This window comes from Pseudomonas monachiensis (assembly GCF_047345015.1).
Lineage (GTDB): Bacteria > Pseudomonadota > Gammaproteobacteria > Pseudomonadales > Pseudomonadaceae > Aquipseudomonas > Aquipseudomonas monachiensis.
On sequence record NZ_CP178857.1, the window covers coordinates 2,342,068 to 2,363,783 of the forward strand.

Sequence of the window (21,716 nt, forward strand, 5' to 3'; positions counted from 1 at the left end):
CAGGGGAGCAGCGGAGCCTACTAACAATAATCAAAACGGAGAACTAGCCCATGCTGCGTTCAGCTGTCGCGCAACAAGACCCTGTGTCCGCCCCGGTCGTGCCAATGGTCGAGAGTCAGCTATTCCAGCAAGTGCTGGATGAGGTTCGCCAGCGTCGCGAAGAATTCGACGCCGGCTCCCACGTGCCTCGGGACATGATCGAGCGCTTCAAGCAGGTGGGCATTTTTCGCGCCGCCACGCCGAAATGCTTCGGTGGTGACGCCCTGGCACCGGTGCTGTTCCTGGAAATGATCGAGCGCATCTCCGAAGCCGACGGCTCGGCGGGCTGGGTGGCCAGCTTCGGCAGCGCCGGTGTCTACCTGGCAGCCTTGCCACGGGAAACCCTGGCTGAGCTCTACGCCGAAAGCCCTGACCTGGTATTCGCCGGCGGCCTGTTCCCCTTGCAACCGGCCGAGACCGTGGAAGGCGGGTATCAGGTCAACGGCACCTGGAAATTCGCCAGCGGCTGTAAAGGCGCAGACCTGTTGGGCGTTGGCATCGGCGCTGCCGGCGGCAAGCCGCGCACCGCTGTGTTCCGCCCGGAGCAGGTCGACATCGTCGAGAACTGGGAAGTGGTCGGCCTCAAGGGCACCGGCAGCCATGACCTGCGAGTGAGCGATAAACGCGTTGATGAGCGCTGGACGTTCATCCGTGGCGGAGCCGCGACCATCGACGAACCGCTGTTCCGCTACCCGTCGATCGCCTATGCCGCGCAAGTGCTGGCGGTGGTCAACCTCGGCCTGGCCCGTGCGGCCCTCGACGAAATCAGCCGTATGGCGGCCGGCAGCGGCATCACCGGCGCGCCGAAACTGTCCGACCGCGCCTACGTGCGCATCGAGATCGCCAAGGCTGAAGCCAAGCTCAGCGCCGCCCGCGGTTTTTTCTACAACGCCACCGAACAGGTGTGGAACTCGATCCTGGCCGGCAACCCGGTCACCCCGGAGCAGACCAGCCTGTTGCGCCTGTCGGCGATTCACGTGTCCCAGGCCGGTGCCGAGGTGGTGCAGAGCGCCTACAGCCTGGCCGGCACCACCGCCATTTACCTGCGCCATCCGCTGCAACGCTACCTGCGCGACTCGATGGTGGTGACCCAGCACGCCTTCCTCAGCGAAGGCCTGTACGACGGCGCCGGCTCGGTGTTCCTCGGCGTGCCGCCGTTCCCGGGCTACATCTGAATCCCCATTACTTTTTCAAGGAATCGCACCCATGTCGCAAACCACCCAAGAACCATTGCGCGTCGTCTTCTGCATCGGCATCACCCAGAATTTTTTCGACCTGCCCACCGGCGAAGGCCTGAGCGTGTGGAAAGGCTTCAGCCAGATGATGGGTGACCTCGGCGCCATGCCCGGCATCACCGTGCTCGGCGCGATGGATGACGACCGCCTGATGGTCGGCCCATCCACCACCTCGCCCTGGACCGTGTACATCATGGCCGACGTCGACTGCCACCAGTCGGTAATCGACGCCTGCAACCTGTTCCGCACCACGCCGGTCGGCCAGTACAGCCTGTGGCGCTACGCCAGGATCGAAGCGCGCATCGGTCGCCCGCTGACCATTCCTGATGCGGCCAAGGTGTAAGCCATGAACGAGGCCTTGCTGCAGCGTCTGGCGACGCTCGAAGGGGAAAGCGCAGTGCGTCGCCTGATGGCGCGCTACATGGACCTGTGCGACGTGCCGCGGGCGGCGATTCATCTGAGTCAGTTGGCGCAACTGTTCACCGAGGATGCGATCTGGGAAGGCCTCGGCACCCAGACCGCACAGACCTTCGGTCAGCACCAGGGGCGTGAAGCGGTGGCGGCGTTTGTCGGCGGTTATCTGCCGCCGTCCGACCACTTCAAGCTGAACCTGCATTACCTCACCAGCGAGTCGATCGTGGTCGACGGCAAGGCGGCGCAGGGGCAGTGGATCATGCAGCAGATCTCGACGTACGCCGATGGCCGCAACGAGTTGTTCGGCACGCGCCTGAACATCGATTTTCGTTGTGTCGACGGCGTCTGGCTGATCGCGCATTTCCGTACGCAACGGCTGTTCAACACGGAGCTGAATGCATGAGTACTTTCATCAGCGAATTCCTCCTCGGTGGCAACGGCAAGCGCGTCGCCATCAAGGATTCCATCGACATCGCCGGCCATCCGACCCGCTCGGGCAGCCGCGCCTTCGCCGATGCACCGGCGGCGACGAAAAACGCCGAAGTGGTCGATGCGATCCTCGACGCTGGCTGGCAGATCGTCGGCAAGACCAACTTGCATGAACTGGCGTTCGGCGTGACCGGCATCAACGACTGGACTGGCACACCGATCAATCCGCAAGCGCCGGATCGCGTTCCTGGCGGCTCCTCCAGCGGTTCGGCTTCGGCGGTCGCGGCAGGCCTGGCGGACATCGCCATCGGCACTGATACCGGTGGTTCGGTGCGCGTGCCGGCAGCCTGCTGCGGGATTGCCGGGCTCAAGCCGACTTATGGCCGTGTCAGCCGTGTCGGCGCCCATCCGCTGGAATCGAGCCTCGATTGCGTCGGGCCGTTCGCCAAAAGCATGGAGGACCTGATCGCTGCGATGCAGGTGATCTGCCCGGGCTTTACCGCTCAAGGGTTGCCAGGTGACGGCGCCAGGGTCGGCTTTCTCGAGGTGGCCTGCGATGCGCATCTGCAAGCAAGTCTCGGAGCCGCCACCGACCGCGCCGGATGGCGTCGCAGCAACCTGCACCTGAGTGAATTCGAAGCGGCGTTCGCCGCCGGCCTGACCGTGATCAATTTCGAAAACTGGGCGGCGTTCGGTCACCTGACCGGCAAGGGCCTGATCGGCGCCGATGTGGAAACACGTTTGCTGGCGGCCAGCCGCACCACGCGCCAGGAACTGGCTGAGGCCGAAGCCGTGCGCACAGCGTTCACCCAACAGGTGGACGCGGTGCTGGAAGACTTTGCCGTATTGCTGCTGCCGACAATGCCGAGCCTGCCGCCGACCCTCAGCGAAGCCCGCGCCGGCAGCAAAGCCGTGGCCGGCATGACCCCGCTGGTTCGGCCTTTCAACCTCAGCGGCCACCCGGCCCTGACGGTGCCGGTGGAACTCGACTGCGGCGGGCTGAAGGTCGGCCTGCAAATCGTCGGCCGCAAGGGCCAGGACGAACTGGTCTGCGCCTTTGGTGCGCAACTGCAACAGAGCATGGCCGGTGAGCGGCCTGGCTCTAAATCAAAATCATAAAAAGAAGCCATGAGGAGAACCGCATGAGCACTCATGAATATCAGCTGATCGCATCGTCGAAAAGCCCGGAAGACCTGGTCCGACACGACCGCGTCGACGTCTCGCTGTACAACGACCCGGCGCTGTTCGAAGCCGAGCTGGACAAGATTTTCTACCGCACCTGGGTGTGGGTTGCCCACGAAAGCGAAGTGCGCAACAGCGGCGACTTCAAGACCGCCACCATCGGCCGTCGCCCGGTGATTGTCGTGCGCGACAAGAAGAACAACATCAACGTGCTGGAAAACCGTTGCCGCCACCGTGGCGCCACCGTGTGCGAGAAGCACAAGGGCAACGCCACCGGTTTCACCTGCCCGTACCACAGCTGGTCCTACGGCCTGGACGGCAAGTTGCGTGCGCTGCCGTATCCGGATGGCTACGAAGGCATCCTGGAGAAATCCGAATTGCCGCTGACCAGCCTGCGCGTCGAAAGCTACGCCGGCATGGTCTTCGCCAGCTACAACGACGAGATCGAACCGCTGGAAGACTTCCTTGGCGGCGCGAAACACTGGATGGACCTGTTCATGAAACAGGGCGCCGGTTACCCGATAAAGACTCAGGGCGAACACAAGTTCAGCTTCAAGGGCAACTGGAAGATCCAGCTGGAAAACACCACCGACGGTTACCATTTCCCGATCGTGCACAAGTCGTTCATGTCGTCGGTCGATGAAGAAACCTCGGAAATGCTCTCGTTCATGACCGACGAACAAGCCGTGACCCATTCGCTGGGCAACGGCCACAGCGTGATGGTGATGGTGCCGGAGCACGTCGATCTCGATCATGACGACGGCACCGAACAGTTGCAGGAACGCTTCGCCCATGTGACCGAAGAACTGTCGAAAACCCTGCCGGCCGATCAGGTGCGTCGCATCGTGCGCTCGCTGCACGGCGCCGGTTTCAACCTGAACCTGTTCCCCAACGTGGCGATGTCGATGTCGTTCTTGCGTGTGCTGCGCCCGGTGTCGGTCAGCGAAACCGAGATCCGCCACGTGGCCCTTGGCATGGACGGCGGCCCGGAAATTGCCAACCGCGAACGCATGCGCATCCACGAACACTTCCAGGGCCCGTTCGGTTTCGGCAGCCCTGACGATGCCGAAGCCTGGGACCGCGTGCAGCGCGGCTCGTATGCCGGCGTCGATGCGCCAATCCTGGTCAACCGCGGCCTGAACCGCGAAATCACCGCTGAAAACGGCGACAAGGTCAGCCACGCCACCGACGAAGGCGGCATGCGCGGTGCCTACGACATGTGGAAAAGGATGATGAGCCAATGAGCAATCAAGACACCCTGAACGGTTTTTCCGGTCCCCTGGCCCAGGCCATCGAATTCATCTGGCGCGAAGCCGAACTGCTCGACCACAAGAACTACGCCGAGTGGGCGACCTTGTGGAGCGAAAGCGGCAAGTACATCGTGCCGATCGACCCGGACACCGAAGACTTCGAAGCGACCCTGAACTACGCCTACGACGATGCGCGCATGCGTGGCCTGCGCATCGAACGCCTGACCGCCGGCTACTCGCCGTCGGCGGTGGACGCGGCGAAAACCATCCGCACGATCTCGCGTTTCCGCCTGGTGGAAGCGGCCGGCGACATCGTCGAAGTCAATTCGGCGCAGTTGCTGTACGCCTACAAGCGCGGCGTGCACACGCCGTTCGTGGCCGACCTGAACCACCGCATTCGATTCACCGACGGCGTGCCGACCCTGGAGCGCAAAGTGGTGCGCCTGATCAACTCCACCGACAGCCTGAGCGCGCTCGGCTTCCTTTTGTGAGGGCAATATCATGAGTCGAGTAGCCCTTGTAACGGGTGCCTCGCGCGGACTGGGCGAGTGTATCGCCCGCCGTCTGCACGCGGCGGGTTATCGCGTCGGCCTGGCCGATGTGCGTCTTGATGGCGTGCAGCAACTGGCTGCCGAGCTGGATGGCAGCGGCGTTACTGCCGTGGCAATCAAGCTGGATGTGCGCAGCAAAGCCGACTTCCAGCGTGCTCGCGACCTGCTCACTGAGCAGTGGGGCGGCACCGACATTCTGGTGAACAACGCCGGCGTGTCGAAAGTCGCGGCGCTGATGGACATCACGCCGGAAGAGTTCGACGAGTCGATGGCGATCAACCTGCGCGGCACCTTTGTTGCCTGCCAGGTGTTCGGCGCGCACTTCGCCGAGCGCGGCTTCGGGCGCATCGTCAACATCGCGTCCCTGGCCGGACAGAACGGCGGCACCGCCACCGGCGCGCATTACGCGGCGGCCAAGGGCGGCGTGGCGACCCTGACCAAGGTCTTCGCCCGCGAGCTGGCGCCCCAGGGTGTGACGGTCAACAGCATCTCGCCAGGCCCGCTGGACTTGCCCGTGGTGCGCGAGACCGTGGCCCCGGAGCGACTGGAACAGATCCTGAAAATGATCCCGGCCGGCACCCTCGGTAATCCCGAGTTCATCGCCGACAGCGTGTTACTGCTGATCGCCGATAACGCGACCTCCGTGACTGGCGCGTGCCTGGACGTCAACGGCGGCTTGTTCATGCGCTGAGCGCTGGCCATGGATTTCTTGGCCGGACAAATGAACCCGTAGGAGCTGCCGAAGGCTGCGATCTTTTGATCTTGCTTCTAAAAGATCGCAGCCTTCGGCAGCTCCTACAGGGGTAGCAAGCGTGTTTAACACAAACAACAGTATTCAGGTGATGCAATGATGAAGGTGAAGATCGAAAGGATCGTCGACGAAGCGCTGGATATCCGTTCCTTTCGCCTCGTGCGCAGTGACGGCCAGCCGCTCGACACCTATGAACCGGGTGCCCACGTCGACCTGACCGGGCCGACCGGGGTGACCCGCCAGTATTCGCTGTGCAGCCCGCCACAGGATCGCCGTGCGTATCTGGTGGCGGTGAAGAAAGAAGCGCAGTCGCGCGGCGGTTCACTGGCGTTGCACGAGCAAGTGGAAGAGGGCATGGAGCTGGAAATGGGTGCGCCGCGCAACCTGTTTCGCCTCGATGAAACGGCCAGCGAACACGTGCTGTTCGCCGCCGGTATCGGCGTCACGCCGCTGCTGAGCATGGCCTACAAACTGGCGGAAAGCGGCCAGCCGTATCGTCTGCATTACTTCGCTCGTTCGGCGCAGTACGCGGCGTTTACCGAACTGTTGGCGACGAATTTCGCTGATAACGTGGAGTTCCACTACGGCGTTGAACCTGCGGATCTGGACGGCGCATTGAGCGAATGCCTGAACCGCGCCAATGCTGCGGCCCACGTCTACACCTGCGGCCCGGCGCCTTTCATGAACAAAGTGGTGGAAGTGGCGTCCCGCAGTCGCTCGGACGATGCCATTCACCTGGAACACTTCGCCGCAGACCCGGCCGCCAACAGCGCCCCGGCGGGCACCTTCGAAGTGGAACTGGCCAGTTCCGGCGTGGTGCTGCAAGTGCCGGCCAATGCCAGCCTGGTCGACGTGTTGCAGGCCCATGGTTGCGACATCGACACCGAGTGCCGCGAAGGCATCTGCGGTACCTGCATCGTCGAGGTGCTGGACGGCTTGCCGGAGCACCGCGACAACTGCCTGTCGAACAAGGAAAAGGCCTCCAACAAGCAGATCTGTGCCTGTGTATCACGGGCACTTTCCGCTCGTCTGGTACTGGACCTTTAAACCGAAAGTTCACTGGAAAGCTTGGGCCGGAGTCTGTTGAATGGGCGCCCGGCTGCCGTCGAAGGAGGAGATGGCTACAGAAATTACCGTTTTGACGAACCGCTCGATGAAGCGGTCGAAAAATAACAACAAAAACGTGAGGCTTTGCGGACATGATTACAGCATCGACGGTGCGCAACGAGGCGTTCGAAAGTTGGTTGAGCCAGGTGAACCAGGCCTGTGGGCGTTTCGATGCCCGGGCGCTGGACTCCGATTTCTATGGCGAACTGACAGAATTTCGCAGCGGCGCGATCAACCTGAGTGTGGTCGACATGGCGCACGTGCATTTGTACCGCACCAGCAAGGACGTCAGCACCAGCAGCGACGGCCACTACTACGCGGTGTTCCAGCTGCGTGGCAGCTCGCAACTGGAGCAGGGCGACAACCGCGCGCAACTGGGCTGTGGCGACATCGCCCTGATCGACGCCAGCCGTCCGAGCGACATGATCTACAACTACGATTGCCGACAGCTGTCGCTGATTTTGCCGCGCCAGGTGGTCGAGCGCGGTTCGCACTTCAATGCCGTCAACTGCGCCACGCGCATCGCGGCCGGCAGCCCCCTGGCGGCGATGGCCAGCAAGCTGGTGCTGGACACCCGCCAGCAGGACGGGCTGGAGATGCAGGAAAGCGAAGCCGTGCTCGATGCCCTGGCCAGCCTGTTGCTGCCGGGCATCAGCGCCCGCGACTGCGGTGCGGACGCCCATGAGCGGCAATTTCGCAAGATCATCGCCTTCATCGACGCGCACCTGAGCGACGAAGAACTGTGCCCCGAGCTGATTGCCCGTGAAGTCGGGATTTCCGTGCGCGGCCTGTACCGGATGTTCTCCAAGCGCGGCCTGGTGGTGGCGCAATACATCAAGCACCGCCGCCTGGACTTCTGCGCCGAAAACCTGCGCCGCGCCGATGTCGAACAGAAGCTGTCGGCGTTGTGTTATGCGTGGGGGTTTTCGGATTCGAGCTACTTTTCGTCGGCCTTCAAATCGCGCTTTGGCGTGTCACCAGGGGCTTATCGCAAGCGGTATAGCCAGATCTGAATCCGCCATTGATGTTGAATGTGCCGGCCCCTTCGCGAGCAAGCCCGCTCCCACAGTAGGTCTGCGGTGAACACAAAATCTGTGTACGACCGGGACCAACCTGTGGGGGCGGGCTTGCTCGCGATGGCGGCCTGACGGCGAATACAGAATGATCAGTGCCGCACCGGCTCATCCACCGGCAAATGCAGCACCTCGCGCACCAGCATGGCGATGCTGCTCACGCCCATCTTCTCCTTGATCTTGGTACGGTGCACATCAACGGTCTTCACGCTGATGTTCAGCTCCCGGGCGATCACCTTGCTCGCCTTGCCATCGATCACCAGCATCAACACTTCCCGCTCACGGCTGGTCAACAGTGCCAACTTGCCTTGCAGGTTCTGACGCTGCTGCTGATCGGCCTGGGCGTGCACGGCGGTCTTCAGCGCGGCCTGGATGCGGTCGATCATCTGCTGCGGGTTGTAGGGCTTCTCGACGAAATCCAGCGCGCCGTTCTTCATCGCCGTGACCGACATCGGAATGTCGCCATGGGCCGAGACGAAAATGGTCGGCAGGGTGCTGCCGCGCTGGTTGAGGATTTCCTGCAGCTGGAAACCACTGGTTTCCGGCATGCGCACGTCGAGCACCAGGCAGGCGGGCTGCTTGGGGTCGTATTGGCTGAGGAACTCTTCGGCGCCGGCAAAGCACTGCGCCTGCACACTCACCGACTCCAGCAACCAGGCCAGTGAGGTTCGCAGGTCCTTGTCGTCGTCAACGATATAAACAATCGGTTTACGGATTTCCATCGGGGCTGCCACGAAAGTTTTCTAATTATTGTTTTCGCACGGGAGCGTGCGGCACGCATTGGCTCATCTTTCTGGAACCAGTATGCAGAATACCCACTGTGACCGGCCCTTGCGATAAAGAAACCACCTAGTCGACTAGCGGAAACCCAACCCTGCCATGGGGATCGTCAGAATAGTTGCGCCGCGCCCGCAGCCTTAGTCTTGTTCCATCACCTACGGGCCGCAAGATCGCGGCCCTCCTGAAGGAAGGGGCATCGACATGGCCGACCTGAGCCAGCAGCAAATCGACTTTCGCAACGCCATGGCGCAGCTGCCTGCCGCGGTGAACATCATCACCACCAACGGCCCCGGCGGTCGTTGCGGCATCACCGCCAGCGCCGTGTGCTCGGTGACCGACTCGCCACCTACGGTGCTGGTGTGCGTCAACCGCAACAGCGCCACCCACGACGTGTTCCGCACCAATGGCCACCTGTGCGTCAACGTGCTGTGTGGCGAGCAGGAAGAACTGGCCCGGCATTTCGCCGGCATGACCAAGGTGCCGATGGACGAACGTTTTGCCTGGGACCTGTGGGACGACGGCGCGGCCGATGTGCCGGTGCTGCGCGATGCCCTGGTGCAGCTTGAAGGGCGGATCAGCGAGTGCAAGGAAGTGGGCTCGCATTCGGTGATGTTCGTGGAACTGACGAAGGTGGGCGTGCGCGAACCGCGTGACAGCCTGGTGTATTTCAACCGCTTGTTTCATCGTGTTGAGCATGCCAGCGCGGCTTGATTGAGACCTTCTTTTGTAGGAGCTGCCGAAGGCTGCGATCTTTTGATCTTGCTTTTCTCGATCTAACAGAAAAGCAAGATCAAAAGATCGCAGCCTTCGGCAGCTCCTACGGATTGGGTGTGTATTGGTGGGTTGTTTAACAGCTGTAGGCGTCACTTCCTGCAAGCTACAGCGCCTTGCGTCGTTGCCTACAGGTACGCCAGAATCCGCCGGCTTGTGCGCCCTGGAGACCGAAGGATGTTGAAGGTTACCCCTGATCCATCGGACAACGACGCTTGTCCCAACCCGGCCCTGCACATCATGGCCACCCCGCACAAACCCTCCACGCTGTTCACCATCAACCCCGACATCGACACCGAAACCCTGCTGGCCCACGCCTGCGAATCGCTGGCCTCGGCGAACGTCATGGCCAATGACCTGGCGGGATTCCTGGAAGGCACGCACCGCAACACCCTGCTGGGCATCGCGCAAGTGATCATGCTGGGGGAGTTGGCGGTGAATCGGGCTTTGGATCAGGTCGATCGGCCCGGCTAACCACTAAACACTGTGGGAGCGAGCTTGCTCCGGGCGGCGTTCCGACGATTGCGGAGTGTCAGTCAGTGGAGATGTTGGATGTGATGGCCTCTTCGCGAGCAAGCCCGCTCCCACAGGGGATCTGCGGTGTACACGGATTTTGTGTGCAGCAGAAATCCAAATGTGGGAGCGGGCTTGCCCGCGAAGGCGGTGTATCAGGCACTGCAAATCTCAGATACGAAAGTTCCCCTCGGCCGAAATCAGAAACCGGTGGCGAACACCACCTGGGCGTAGACGTTCTTGTCGTTGTTACCCAGTTGGGTACCACCGTCTTCGGCGCTCTTGTCCGGCTGGTAGATGCCCACCAGTGGCATCACGGTCAGGTGGTCGTTGACGTGCCATTCGGCGTACAGGTCGACTTCGTGGCCATCGGTGTTGCCCAGGTTGCGGTCGATGGTGTCGTAGTTGAAGTACATTGCGCCGATGTTGAGGTTCTCCAGCGGCGAGACCTTCATCGTGACGTTCTGGATGCGCGAGTTGCTGTTGAACGGCCCGGCGTAGTTGCCCGCTACTTCACCCTGGAACCAGGTGCCGTAGCCACGGCTGAAACCGTAGAACAGGGTGTCGTAGCCTTCCGAGAAGCGGCTGTAGCGGTAGCTGGCGCTCGGTGTCCAGACTGCGTCGGAGAAGGTCCAGCCGGCTTCCAGGTACCAGGCGTCTTCGCTGGAGGTGTTTGGTTTGTCCTGCTTGGCGTATTCACCGGACAGGAACAGGTCTTTCACCCCGGCGTTGCCCGCCGCACGCAGGCTGTAGGTCTTCATGCCGTCGCGTTCGAGCTGGATCGGCGAGGCGTACTGTTCATCGATATCGGTGGTCTTGATGAAGGTCAGGCCGACCGTGCCGGCCTCGGCCACGTGCTCCAGGGTGCCGACGTACATTTCGGTCTTGGCCTGGGCGCGGTTGTCGGATTTGAGCCACATCAGGTCGCTGCGCCAGCCTTCCTTGCCACCCAGACGCAATACAGCGGTTTCGTCGAAGGCCTTGCGCGCCGCCAGGTAGTAGGCACCGCCACGGTTGAATTCGCCGTCGGCCAGGCCCTTGCCCATGTTCAGCGCGTCGCCGTCGATCAGGAAGCCGTCGCCGACCACAATGTTCTGTCGGCCGAAGGACAGGTCGACACCGTCACTGCCCAGCGCGCCGAACAGATCGGCCGAGCGCCAGCCGAGGTAGGCGTCTTCGAACTTGGTGGTGCGTTCCGAGCCATCGGAGAAGCCTGCGGCATCGCCATCGCCCCAGGTGCCGGAACTGAGCATGTTCCCCGCGCCGTACGCGGTGCCCACACCGCCCAGGCCTTGATCGAAGCTCAAGCCGTATTTGATGTAGCCCTCGCGCCACGACGAGCTACCTTCACTCAGGCGACCGGACAGGGCGTAGTTTTCCTGGCTGTGGAAAATGCCGAACACGGCTTCGAGGGTAGCGTTCAGATGGCTGTCGTCGTCGGCGTAGAGTTCATAGGCACCGGCATTGCCGGCACTGATCATCAGCGCGAGCGTCGAGAGACGAAGCAAGGGGGACTTGAGCATGGTGTGGCATCCGTTCTTGTTCTTGAGCGCAGGTTTGCGGTCTGTCCGGATACTAAGACGCGGCCATTGTTTGCCCTTTTCCCTGTTTGCCAATTAGTTGGTTGTGCATGCCAGATTGCATGGCGCGTTGCCACGACGCCGGTTCCTGGTGCGCGAAAACAGGCGCTGCGCAGTAATCGCGCACGGATGGGCATGGCCGCCGCGGTATTTCGCGGTGGCCAGCGACAGGAACGAAAAGTGCAGGACGCCTCGCAGCGACTAATGCAATGGATGAGGCTGCGATGAGCAATGCACAACAGGTCGAGCGCTTTGATCAATGGCTCGACAAGGTCAATCAGGTGTGCGGGCGCTTTGGTGCCAATGTGTTGGGGACGCAGTTTGCGGGCTCGATCGATGAGTACCGCAGCGGTGAGCTCAAGATGAGTTTTGTCGACGTGGCCCAGGCCCGACTGTTCCGCACGCAGCATGAGATCGATCAGGGCGAAGACTCGCATTATTACGCGGCGTTCCAGCTGGCCGGCGAAGCCGTGATGGAGCAGCAGGGCAGTTGCATCACTCTGTTGCCGGGGGATATCACGCTGATCGACTCCACGCGCCCAAGCAACTTTGTCTACCGCAACAACGCCCGTCAGTTGTCATTGATACTGCCCAGGGAGCGAGTAGAGCAGCAACTGCGCTTCACCACGGTCAAACCCGCGCAACGCATTCAGGCGTCGGCGCCGATGGCGGGGCTGGCCCAGCGCCTGATCCTCGGTTCAACGGAACAAGGCCTCAGTCACACAGAAAGCGAAGCGACGCTGGACGCGGTGATCAGCCTGCTGCGTCCGGCGATGGGGGCGAGCGAGTTGGACGACTCACCCCAGGTGCGCACCTTCCGCAAGGCCTTGCGCGTTATCGATGAGCACATTGGTGACGAGGCGCTGTGCCCCGAATGGCTGGCGACCCAGGTGGGCGTCTCCGTGCGCGGCCTGTACCGGCTGTTTTCCCGACACGGCTTGGTGGTGGCGCAATACGTGAAAAACCGTCGCCTCGACCTTTGCGCCGAACAACTGCGCCATGCCCGGGGCGAGGGCAAGCTGTGTGCACTGGGCTATGAGTGGGGCTTTAACGATTCGAGCTATTTCTCTACGGCGTTCAAGGCGCGGTTTGGCGTTTCGCCGGGTGAGTATCGGAAGCGGTATACGAATTGAGTGGTCCGGTCAGGATCCCGTCACGCAATGGCAACCGATCAGCAAGGTTGCCGTCCGTCGCCTTTTTAAAAAGCTAAAATGCAAATTCAAAAAAGATACTTTGGAAAAAGAAAGAAATTTCCTACTCCGACCTACAGAAGGCCGACGCCAGCATCGTTCGCTTTGTGGTTAACGTTTATTTTGTTTTTAAAAGCTTATAAAAACTTATCGATATAATGATGCTTTTACGATGTTGATAAGCAAAAAAATATTCCGAATGTCCTGTGCGAACCCTCCTTTTATATTGAGTGAAATCTCCTACGTGTAAAAGAAATCGTTTCTTGCGCTCTGTTTTGAAAGTTATTAAAAGCAAATGCGTCACTTGATTTTGGTGGCGTTCTCTCTAATAGCGAGTAATCAAAAATGAAATGCGAAAATTTTTGGGACGTTCCTTGTTTTGACGATGAGCTTGAATATGGCTCATCTCCGCGTATTGCCGAAGGCCTTGGGGCACAAAGTGGCAGAGGATGTGACGGTGGGTGTGGCAGGAATGCTATACCTGACCCTGCAAAGAGACTTCATGATGTTAAATATACAAAGCTACGAAATACTTTATTTTGACTCCAGTAGTGTGGAGGTTTCGAAGAGCGGCAGGTCGATAATGCGTTCACCATCTTTAGCGGTGGCTCTGGCCAAACTAAAAAACTACAAGAATGTTTCAAAGGCAGAATTTGATGAGGTGTTGTCAGAGTATGGCTTGAATCCGGAAGCGGATTACGAGCTTTTAGAGTTGAAAAAGCTCAAGTAGTCATCACCTGATTGGCTAGTACAAGTGTTGGTCTCGCAAATCTGCACTGCATAAATTGAGTGCACCTTCCGGTAGGAGCTGCCGCAGGCTGCGATCTTTTGATCTTGCTGTCGACGATATCGAGAGCATGAAGATCAAGAGATCGCAGCCTGCGGCAGCTCCCGCGCAATCTGGCACAACCGCCAACACAACTGGCACGCAGGGCAAAACCTGCGTGCCGACGACCGCCGACAATCCCTACCAACCTGCCGAAGCACCGTTGCCTCGGCATTTTTAGTGTTGGCGTTCGCCTGCCGGCGGGCGCATGGATTTTCAAGGTCGTTTTCCTATGTTCACTTCGCTGCGTGTGCCCCTGATCGGTTTGCTGTCCTTCACCCTGGTCCAGACGGTGTCCGCCGCTGAGTGTGCCCCGGACACGCGCCGTGGCGGCGAAGTGTTTGCCACCGAGTGCAGCGTCTGCCACGCGGTGACCAAGGGCACGACCGGCATGATGGGGCCGAACCTGTTCGGTGTGTATGGGCGCAAGTCCGGCTCGCTGGCGGGTTTCAGCTACTCCCAGGCGATGCGCGACAAAGACGTCGACTGGCTGGCCGAGAACATCACGCAATTGATCACCCAGCCCCAGGCCTTCGTGCCGGGTACCTACATGCCCTATATGGGCCTGGCTTCCGCCGACGACCGCCAGGCGGTCGCGTGCTTCCTCAAAGAACAACACTGATCAGGCCGGATTGGCGCCTGAACAACTCGTCTGAATGAAAGGTGAATTATGAGCAACGTTGAAATCCTGCCCCAGGTTGCTGCATTCCTTGCACGTCGCCACGGCTGCTTCATCGATGGCCAGTGGGTGCTTGCCGAGGGTGACAGCATCGCCGTGGTCAACCCGGCCACCGGGCAAACCCTGTGTGAAACCCTGGATGCGCCGCTGGAACTCGTCGAGCGCGCCGTGCAGTCGTCCCACAAGGCGTTCAAGTCCGGTGTGTGGTCGAGCCTGCGCCCGGCGGACCGTGAACGCATCCTGCTGAACTTCACCCGCCTGGTCGAAGAACACGCCGAAGAACTGGCCCAGCTGGAAACCCTGAGCCAGGGCAAGTCGATCAACATGGCCCGCGCGCTGGACCTCAACGCCACCGTGGAATTCATGCGCTACATGTCCGGCTGGGCGACCAAGATCGAAGGCCAGACTTTCGATGTGTCGATCCCGCTGCCACCGGGCGCCAAGTTCACCGCGTTCACCAAGCGCGAGCCGGTCGGTGTTGTGGTCGGTATCGTGCCGTGGAACTTCCCGCTGCTGATCGCCGCCTGGAAACTGATGCCAGCCCTGGCCACCGGTTGCACGGTGATCATCAAGCCGGCCATGGAAACCCCGCTGACCGCCATGCGCCTGGCTGAACTGGCTATGGAAGCCGGCATCCCGGCCGGCGTATTCAACGTGGTCACCGGTGGCGGCGCCTCCGTTGGCGGCGTGCTGACCGCGCATCCGTTGGTGAGCAAAGTGTCGTTCACCGGTTCCACCGCCGTGGGCAAGAGCGTCGGCGTGGCGTGCATGGAAAACATGACGCGCTTCTCCCTGGAACTGGGCGGCAAGAACCCGATGATCGTGCTCGCCGATGCCGACATCGAAAAAGCCGTGCAGGGTGCGATCCTCGGCGGCTTGCTGAACAACGGCCAGGTCTGCGCGGCGGCCTCGCGCTTCTACGTGCACCGCTCGATCCACGACCCATTCGTCGAAGCCCTGGCCGCCGCCGTCTCCTCGATGCCGATTGGCGCCGGCATGAATTGCGACGCGGCCATCAACCCGCTGGTGTCGCGCAAGCAACAACAAAGCGTGCTCAAACACATCGAACTGGCCCGCCAGCAAGGTGCGCGGGTGGTGACTGGCGGCGAGTTGCTGGAAGGCGACGGCTTCTTCGTGCAGCCGACCATCCTGGCGGACATCGACCACAGCATGGCCGTGGCCCGTGAAGAAGTGTTCGGCCCGGTATTGGGCGTGATGCCGTTCGACGACGAAGACGCCGTGATCGAACTGGCCAACGACAACCGCTACGGCCTGGCCGCCAGCCTGTGGACCAACGACCTGGGCAAAGCCATGAACCTGGTGCCGCGCATCGAGGCCGGCACCGTGTGGGTCAACGCCCACGTGCTGCTCGACCCGGCGATGCCGTTCGGTGGCGTCAAGCAATCGGGCATGGGCCGTGAGTTCGGGCGTGCGGTGATCGAGGCTTACACCGAGCTCAAGTCGGTGTGTATCGCCCATTGATATACCTGTAGGAGCTGTCGAGTGCCACGAGGCTGCGATCTGTTGATCCTGGTTTAAAAATCAGATCAAAAGATCGCAGCCTTCGGCAGCTCCTACGGATTGGTGTTACGCGCCAGGTGGCGATTTCGCCAGTTCAATCCCGGCGGCCCCCAGCCGCTTGAGTATTTCAAACAGCAGCTCGCTTTTGATCGCGCCGACCGTGCGTGGGCTGCCGACATAACCGGTGATGGTCAAGGTGATGCCTTCAGGCTTCAGCTGACTGAAACGCAAAAACGGCGCGGGTTTATCCAGAATGGATTCATGCTCGGTGTAGGTGTCCATCAGCAGGTTTTGCACCAGCTCCGGGTCGATATCCAGCGGGAACATCAGTTCGAGTATCACCACGCCCTGGGCGCTGCCGCCGAGGGTGACGTTGCGCAGGTTCTGCGAAATCAGGTGGGAGTTGGGCACGATCATGATCGAACGGTCGGCCAGTTGGATTTCCGTGGCCCGCACGTTGATCCGTCGTATATCGCCTTCGACTCCGCTGATGCTGATCAGGTCGCCGACCTTCACCGGACGCTCGGTGAGCAGGATCAGGCCGGAGATGAAGTTCTTCACGATCTCCTGGAGACCGAAGCCGATGCCCACCGACAATGCACTGACAATCCAGGCCAGGTTGGTCCACTTGACCCCCAGCGACGACAGTGTGAGTAGCACCACGGATGCGTAACCGATGTTGGCAAACAGGGTGCTGAGCGAGGCGCACATGCCCGGGTCCATCTCGGTTTTTGGCAGGAACTCGTTATCCAGCCAGCGTCGGAAGGCGCGAATCAGGTAGATGCCGATCACCAGGGCGAGGACGGCATTGAGCAGGTTGTCCGGGACGATGTTCAGCTTGCGCAGCCCCTCACCACCGAGAATGGCCACGGTGCCGGTGACCAGTTGCCCGAGCGTCGTCCCCACGCCGCCGACGAACAGGGCAATGACGCCGATCAGCATCAGGATGGCGCGGCCAGCCCCGGACATGACGGTGCAGATCTGCTCCAGGCGCGGATTGCCGATGCCCAACAGCTGCTTGATCGCCTTGCCGGAGGCTTGCCGGGGCGAGAAAAGGTAGTCGCAGGTGTCCTGGTAGACCTGTGTCAGCAGGTAGAAACCGGCGAAGATGATGAATATCCAGACCAGTTCATAGGTGATGAACCGGGCCATCGTCACATAGCCGATCAGCAGGGCGAACAGGGACACCACCACGGCCGCGCCGGTGAAGGTGTAAATCAGACCGGCGAAGGTGGTGACGCCTTCGGGGGCTTCTCCGGCAACGATCAGGTCTCTGCGTGTCTTGCTGACGCGCAACAGCAGCGCACCGATCACCAGTGCCGCGACCAGTGCCACGATGCCCCGACCGAACAACACCACTTCGGCGCTCATGCCGGTGACATTGCTCATCTGCACCAGGGTCACCAGCACCAGCAGCAGGCTGGCCAGCAACCGCGGATAAGGCTCCATCGCCAGAGCCACCGGGTCGGCAATATCGGGCAGGCGCCATGAAGGATGTTTGGTGGATAACAACGCGCGGCTCAATCCGGTGATCAGCACGCAGGTATAGGCCAGCTTTTCCAGGTATTGCGCCAGGTCGGCCAGCAGGGGGGTGTAGGGCAGTTGCCGGGTCCCGGCAAAGTGCAGCAATTGCAGGGCGATGCCGGCGGTCAGTAGCGTCGCGATCACCGACGCCAGCGCAAGGGAGCTGCGCCGCAACCGGCCTGCAGGCATTCGATGAAAGCACAGCCACGCCAGGCCCCGGCCGGCGAGGTTTCGCCCCACGGTCCATATGACCAGGGCCAGCAACAGCAGGGCGGCCGTGATCCCGCGTTGTCCGGGTTGCCAGGCGGCCCGGTGCGTGGCCTCGAGTTGCTCGATGAGGGCGCTGAACCGCTGACGGTCCTCGATCGGCAGAGCGAACAATGGCGACCAGAAACCCGGGTTCAGGATGCTGCTGGTTTGCTGGGTCACTTCCGCTTCCAGCAGGCTGCGCCGGATACTGGCAATCTGGGTGATCAGTTCGGCGGCACTTATTTTTAGCGCGGCCAGGGTTTTGAGTTGGCTGTCGATCTTGTCCTTTTGCTCGCCGAGGGCATCTCGTTGGGTGGTGATGGCAGACGTCACCTGTGCGTTCTCGTCAAGCGGCACTGGCCCCAGCACGTTGAGTTGCGCCTGCAATTGCGCCTGTCCAGGCAGCAGCGATGTAGACAGGCGTTCAATCTCCTGAATCAGTACTTGTACCTGGTCCTGTGAGCTTTCCAATTGGGTGTAATTGCTGGCCTGGGAAACCTGCTGCTTGAGGCTGTTGAGCTGGTTCTGCACCCCCAGCAATTCGCCGTCGGAGATGCTGATGATCGGGGCCGCGGGGGCGGGAGCGGGAGCGGGGGCAAGTGCAGGAGTCGGGGCGTCGGCCATGTCCCCCGCCAACAGCCATCCCGGGCTTGCCGCCAGAACCGCGAAGGCGACGTGAATCATTGACTTCAAGACATTGCGCATCGGCGAGCTCGACGGGTTGTTAGTCACTTAGCCAATGAGGTTAGGTCAAGACACGCACCCTAGAGCATTGTTTTGTCGGAAGGGCCCCGGCTGGTTTTTGCCTGGGTGTGACTCATGTAGCCGGTGGCTGGCCTGACAGCGTTCAGGTTAGCGAGGCGATCCCTCAGCGGGTTGCGGCGCCGTTGGCGGGTGGTTTGAGCAAAACAGATCAACCCACGGAACCATGGCCTAAGCTTGTTTGCAGGCCCCTGCTCATCGTGCACCTCGATGGGCAAGCGGCACCTATAAAAACAATGCAATCAGGAGATACCCATGTCCGCCTTGATCCGTCGTTTCAGTCGCTGCATGGCCGCCGGCTTGACCGCTGCCGTGCTTGTCGCACCAGCCTTTGCGCTGGATACCGTGAAATTCATGGCCCCGGGTTCCGTGGGCGGTGGTTACGACCAGACCGCCCGGGTGCTGGGCAAGGCCATGGTCGAGGCCAATACGGCCAAGGCCGTGACTTTCGAGAACAAGGGTGGGGCGGGCGGGACCCTGGGACTGGCGCAATTTGCCAACAGCACCAAGGGTGACCCGAACGCATTGCTGGTGGTCGGCGCGATCATGGTCGCGGGCATCGAACAGAACAAACCGCAGATCAGCCTGAAGGATGTGACGCCCATTGCCCGGCTGTTCACCGAGTACAACGTGATCGCCGTGCGCAAGGAGTCTGAATACAAGACCCTCGATGATCTGATCAAGGCCTTCAAGGCCAGTCCAACGAGCATCACCTGGGGCGGCGGCTCCAAGGGCTCGGTGGATCACATTGGCATTGCCGAGCTGGCCGGCAAGCTGGACGTGCCGGTCAACAAGGTCAACTACGTGGCCTTTGGCGGTGGTGGCGAGGTGGTTGCCCAGGCGCTGGGCGGCCAGCTCAAGGTGATCACCGGCGGTTATGCCGAGCTGGGCCAATACATCAAGACTGGTCAGTTTCGTGTCCTGGCCATCGGCGCGCCGGAGCGGGTTCCCGGCATTGATGCACCGACCCTCAAGGAAAGCGGCTATGACGTGACGATCGGCAACTGGCGCGGCGTTTATGGTGCAGCGGGCCTTACCCCGCAGCAGCGTAAAGAGGTGATAGACGCGGTCGTGGCCGCCACCAACAGCAAGGTCTGGCAGGACAATATCCAGGCCAATGCCTGGACGCCCAGCGTGCTGACTGGCGATGACTTCGGCAAATTCGTCGAGGAAGAACACGTGCGGTTGCGCGCCATGCTGGTCAAGGTCGGGCTGCTTTGAGATGGCCACACAGCGCGCAGTGGTACCGACGCAATTGGCGGTCGGCATCGGCCTGATCGCCATCAGCGTCGTATTGGCGATCGGCGCCTATCGGTTTCCGCCGGAAATGGGCTTCGTGATCCTCCCGGCGTACGTCTATCCCTATGTCGTGGCGGCGTTTCTCGGTGCAGTGGGACTGCTGCTGGGGTATCAGGCGGTCAGTGGCGGTTTTCGCGAGCTGGATAATGACGCCGCCACGGTGCCCGGTGGAAAAGCCGGTGCGGCCTGGGTGACGGCGGGGCTTGTCGGGGTGGCGCTGCTGATCAACCTGATCGGGTTTGTGCTGGCAGCCGGGTTGCTGTTCGCCTGTTCGGCGCGGGGGTTCGGCAGCCGTCATCCCCTGCGGGACCTGGCCATCGGCATTGCCTTGACCCTGCCGATCTACTGGCTGTTCAACGCCGGGCTGGGGGTTTCCCTGCCGTCGCTGATCAACATCTGGCTTTGAAAGGAGCTCGACACCGTGGACATTCTTTCAAGCCTGGCGATGGGTTTTTCCTCGGCGCTGACGCCGATCAATCTGATGTGGGGGTTCATCGGCTGCCTGCTCGGCACTGCCATCGGCGTGTTGCCGGGGATCGGTCCGGCGCTGACGGTGGCCCTGCTGTTGCCGATCACCGCCAAGGTCGATCCTACCGGCGCGCTGATCATGTTCGCCGGTATCTATTACGGCGCGCAGTTCGGTGGTTCCACCACCTCGATCCTGCTCAACACACCCGGCGAATCGTCTTCCATGGTCACGGCCCTGGAAGGCAACCTGATGGCGCGCAACGGCCGGGCCGGTCCCGCGCTGGCAACGGCGGCGATCGGCTCGTTCGTCGCCGGCACCATCGCCACGATTTTGCTGACGCTGTTTGCGCCCATTGTGGCCAGGCTGGCCCTGAACTTCGGCCCGACCGAGTATTTCGCGATCCTGGTGCTGTCGTTCACCACCGTGTCGGCGGTGCTCGGCGCTTCCATGCTGCGCGGGTTTGCCTCACTGGGCGTCGGGCTGACCATCGGTTTGATCGGCCTGGACTCGACCTCGGGCATTGCCCGCTACACATTGGGTGTTCCCGAACTGGTGGACGGCATCGAAGTAGTGCTGGTGGCGGTCGGTTTGTTCGCGGTGGGCGAGGCCTTGTACAGCCTGCTCTATCAAAAGGAATCAAACGAAGGCCGGCATCGCCTGACCTCGTTGTGGATGACCCGCGCCGACTGGAAACGCTCGGTGCCTGCGTGGCTTCGGGGCACGCTGATCGGTTTTCCGTTTGGCTCGATTCCGGCCGGTGGCGCCGAGATTCCGACCTTCCTGTCCTATTCCGCCGAACGCAAACTCAGTAAGTACCCCAAGGAGTTTTCCGCCAACAAGGGCGAAGGCGCCATCGAAGGCGTGGCCGGCCCGGAAGCGGCCAACAACGCCAGCGCGACCGGGTCTCTGGTGCCGTTGCTGACCCTGGGCATCCCGACGTCCGCCACCGCGGCGATTCTGCTGGCGGCATTCCAGAACTACAACCTGCAACCGGGGCCGATGCTGTTCGAAACCTCCGCGGAACTGGTCTGGACGCTGGTGGCCTCGCTGTACATTGGCAACGTGATCCTGCTGGTGTTGAACCTGCCGCTGGTGGGGCTGTGGGTCAAACTGCTGCAAATCCCCCGGCCGTACCTGAACGCCGGCATCCTGGTCTTCGCCACCATTGGCGTGTATGGCATGCGCCACTCCTCCTTCGACCTGATCCTGATGTTGGCCATTGGCTGGGGCGGGGTGCTGATGCGCCGTTTCGACTTCCCCGTCGCCCCGGTGATCGTCGGCATGCTGCTGGGGCCGATGGCGGAGAAACAATTGCGTAACGCCTTGTCCATCAGCGAGGGCGACTGGACGGTGTTCCTCACGCAACCGATCTCGGCGTTCTTCCTCGCCCTGACGCTGCTGGTGCTGGTGGTGCCCCATGTGCTGCATAAACGCGGCATCAAGTTGCATGAGGATGATTGAGTCCTGCGATGCGCAACCCCTGTGGGAGCGAGCTTGCTCGCGATGGCGGAGTGTCAGACAC

General features: G+C 61.4%; 21 protein-coding genes. 18 read left to right on the top strand and 3 right to left on the bottom strand.

Annotated features, from left to right (window positions below; genetic code table 11):
- Positions 1 to 50: 50 nt before the first annotated feature.
- From ACMDB8_RS10640 to feaR (ACMDB8_RS10680), 9 genes are all read left to right on the top strand, one after another.
- Positions 51 to 1,214 carry an acyl-CoA dehydrogenase family protein gene (locus ACMDB8_RS10640; RefSeq protein ID WP_409079419.1) on the top strand — a complete coding sequence of 388 codons (1,164 nt, stop codon included), beginning with the start codon at positions 51 to 53 and terminating at the stop codon, positions 1,212 to 1,214.
- A gap of 31 nt (positions 1,215 to 1,245) precedes the next feature.
- Positions 1,246 to 1,617, top strand: coding sequence for a hypothetical protein (locus ACMDB8_RS10645; protein ID WP_056723091.1), 372 nt, complete (start codon positions 1,246 to 1,248; stop codon positions 1,615 to 1,617).
- Positions 1,618 to 1,620: 3 nt separating this feature from the next.
- The gene (locus ACMDB8_RS10650; protein WP_223542134.1) at positions 1,621 to 2,091 is read left to right on the top strand and encodes a nuclear transport factor 2 family protein; all 471 of its coding nucleotides are present in this window, start codon (positions 1,621 to 1,623) and stop codon (positions 2,089 to 2,091) included.
- Positions 2,088 to 3,236: an amidase gene (locus tag ACMDB8_RS10655; protein WP_409079420.1), complete on the top strand. Its 1,149-nt coding sequence runs from the start codon at positions 2,088 to 2,090 to the stop codon at positions 3,234 to 3,236. The genes ACMDB8_RS10650 and ACMDB8_RS10655 overlap by 4 nt, the downstream gene beginning before the upstream one ends.
- Before the next feature lie 23 nt (positions 3,237 to 3,259).
- The gene (locus tag ACMDB8_RS10660) at positions 3,260 to 4,543 is read left to right on the top strand and encodes an aromatic ring-hydroxylating oxygenase subunit alpha (protein ID WP_409079421.1); all 1,284 of its coding nucleotides are present in this window, start codon (positions 3,260 to 3,262) and stop codon (positions 4,541 to 4,543) included.
- Positions 4,540 to 5,040, top strand: coding sequence for an aromatic-ring-hydroxylating dioxygenase subunit beta (locus ACMDB8_RS10665; protein ID WP_409079422.1), 501 nt, complete (start codon positions 4,540 to 4,542; stop codon positions 5,038 to 5,040). The genes ACMDB8_RS10660 and ACMDB8_RS10665 overlap by 4 nt, the downstream gene beginning before the upstream one ends.
- A gap of 10 nt (positions 5,041 to 5,050) precedes the next feature.
- Entirely contained in the window at positions 5,051 to 5,791 is a 741-nt protein-coding gene (locus tag ACMDB8_RS10670; RefSeq protein ID WP_409079423.1) for an SDR family NAD(P)-dependent oxidoreductase, read from the top strand.
- A gap of 156 nt (positions 5,792 to 5,947) precedes the next feature.
- A complete protein-coding gene (locus ACMDB8_RS10675) occupies positions 5,948 to 6,898 on the top strand; it encodes a PDR/VanB family oxidoreductase (protein WP_056723078.1) in 951 nt (316 codons plus the stop codon).
- A gap of 152 nt (positions 6,899 to 7,050) precedes the next feature.
- The gene (gene feaR, locus ACMDB8_RS10680) at positions 7,051 to 7,971 is read left to right on the top strand and encodes a transcriptional regulator FeaR (protein WP_409079424.1); all 921 of its coding nucleotides are present in this window, start codon (positions 7,051 to 7,053) and stop codon (positions 7,969 to 7,971) included.
- Positions 7,972 to 8,123: 152 nt separating this feature from the next.
- Here the strand turns inward: feaR (ACMDB8_RS10680) and ACMDB8_RS10685 are convergent, their stop codons facing one another.
- Positions 8,124 to 8,753, bottom strand: a complete 630-nt coding sequence (locus ACMDB8_RS10685) for a response regulator transcription factor (RefSeq protein WP_053161157.1) — start codon at positions 8,751 to 8,753, stop codon at positions 8,124 to 8,126.
- A 259-nt stretch (positions 8,754 to 9,012) separates the two neighbouring features.
- On the opposite strand from ACMDB8_RS10685, the gene hpaC reads away from it, so the two are divergent.
- Both hpaC and ACMDB8_RS10695 read left to right on the top strand, forming a co-directional pair.
- Complete coding sequence (gene hpaC / locus ACMDB8_RS10690) at positions 9,013 to 9,522, top strand: 4-hydroxyphenylacetate 3-monooxygenase, reductase component (protein ID WP_056723075.1); 510 nt, start codon at positions 9,013 to 9,015, stop codon at positions 9,520 to 9,522.
- Positions 9,523 to 9,759: 237 nt separating this feature from the next.
- Positions 9,760 to 10,056, top strand: coding sequence for a DUF6124 family protein (locus tag ACMDB8_RS10695; protein ID WP_056723073.1), 297 nt, complete (start codon positions 9,760 to 9,762; stop codon positions 10,054 to 10,056).
- Positions 10,057 to 10,295: 239 nt separating this feature from the next.
- Here the strand turns inward: ACMDB8_RS10695 and ACMDB8_RS10700 are convergent, their stop codons facing one another.
- A complete protein-coding gene (locus ACMDB8_RS10700) occupies positions 10,296 to 11,618 on the bottom strand; it encodes a hypothetical protein (RefSeq protein WP_409079425.1) in 1,323 nt (440 codons plus the stop codon).
- A gap of 281 nt (positions 11,619 to 11,899) precedes the next feature.
- Between ACMDB8_RS10700 and feaR (ACMDB8_RS10705) the strand changes: the two genes are divergently transcribed.
- The 4 genes from feaR (ACMDB8_RS10705) (at position 11,900) to ACMDB8_RS10720 (ending at position 15,852) form a co-directional block, all read left to right on the top strand.
- Positions 11,900 to 12,808: a transcriptional regulator FeaR gene (gene feaR, locus ACMDB8_RS10705; protein WP_056723069.1), complete on the top strand. Its 909-nt coding sequence runs from the start codon at positions 11,900 to 11,902 to the stop codon at positions 12,806 to 12,808.
- Positions 12,809 to 13,262: 454 nt separating this feature from the next.
- The gene (locus ACMDB8_RS10710) at positions 13,263 to 13,595 is read left to right on the top strand and encodes a hypothetical protein (RefSeq protein ID WP_223542451.1); all 333 of its coding nucleotides are present in this window, start codon (positions 13,263 to 13,265) and stop codon (positions 13,593 to 13,595) included.
- Between the two features lie 328 nt (positions 13,596 to 13,923).
- On the top strand, positions 13,924 to 14,313 hold the full coding sequence (locus tag ACMDB8_RS10715; protein WP_056723067.1) for a c-type cytochrome: 390 nt from the start codon (positions 13,924 to 13,926) through the stop codon (positions 14,311 to 14,313).
- Positions 14,314 to 14,361: 48 nt separating this feature from the next.
- The gene (locus ACMDB8_RS10720; RefSeq protein ID WP_409079426.1) at positions 14,362 to 15,852 is read left to right on the top strand and encodes an aldehyde dehydrogenase family protein; all 1,491 of its coding nucleotides are present in this window, start codon (positions 14,362 to 14,364) and stop codon (positions 15,850 to 15,852) included.
- A 105-nt stretch (positions 15,853 to 15,957) separates the two neighbouring features.
- On the opposite strand, the gene ACMDB8_RS10725 is transcribed toward ACMDB8_RS10720, so the two are convergent.
- The gene (locus ACMDB8_RS10725; protein ID WP_409079427.1) at positions 15,958 to 18,369 is read right to left on the bottom strand and encodes a DUF3772 domain-containing protein; all 2,412 of its coding nucleotides are present in this window, start codon (positions 18,367 to 18,369) and stop codon (positions 15,958 to 15,960) included.
- 312 nt (positions 18,370 to 18,681) lie between these two features.
- On the opposite strand from ACMDB8_RS10725, the gene ACMDB8_RS10730 reads away from it, so the two are divergent.
- From ACMDB8_RS10730 to ACMDB8_RS10740, 3 genes are read left to right on the top strand one after another with little or no spacing between them, the layout of a single operon-like run.
- Positions 18,682 to 19,647 (top strand): Bug family tripartite tricarboxylate transporter substrate binding protein, encoded by a 966-nt coding sequence (locus tag ACMDB8_RS10730; RefSeq protein WP_409079549.1) that lies wholly within the window; start codon positions 18,682 to 18,684, stop codon positions 19,645 to 19,647.
- Position 19,648: 1 nt separating this feature from the next.
- Complete coding sequence (locus ACMDB8_RS10735; protein WP_223542273.1) at positions 19,649 to 20,131, top strand: tripartite tricarboxylate transporter TctB family protein; 483 nt, start codon at positions 19,649 to 19,651, stop codon at positions 20,129 to 20,131.
- Between the two features lie 15 nt (positions 20,132 to 20,146).
- Positions 20,147 to 21,655 carry a tripartite tricarboxylate transporter permease gene (locus tag ACMDB8_RS10740; RefSeq protein WP_056723056.1) on the top strand — a complete coding sequence of 503 codons (1,509 nt, stop codon included), beginning with the start codon at positions 20,147 to 20,149 and terminating at the stop codon, positions 21,653 to 21,655.
- Positions 21,656 to 21,716: the final 61 nt, after the last annotated feature.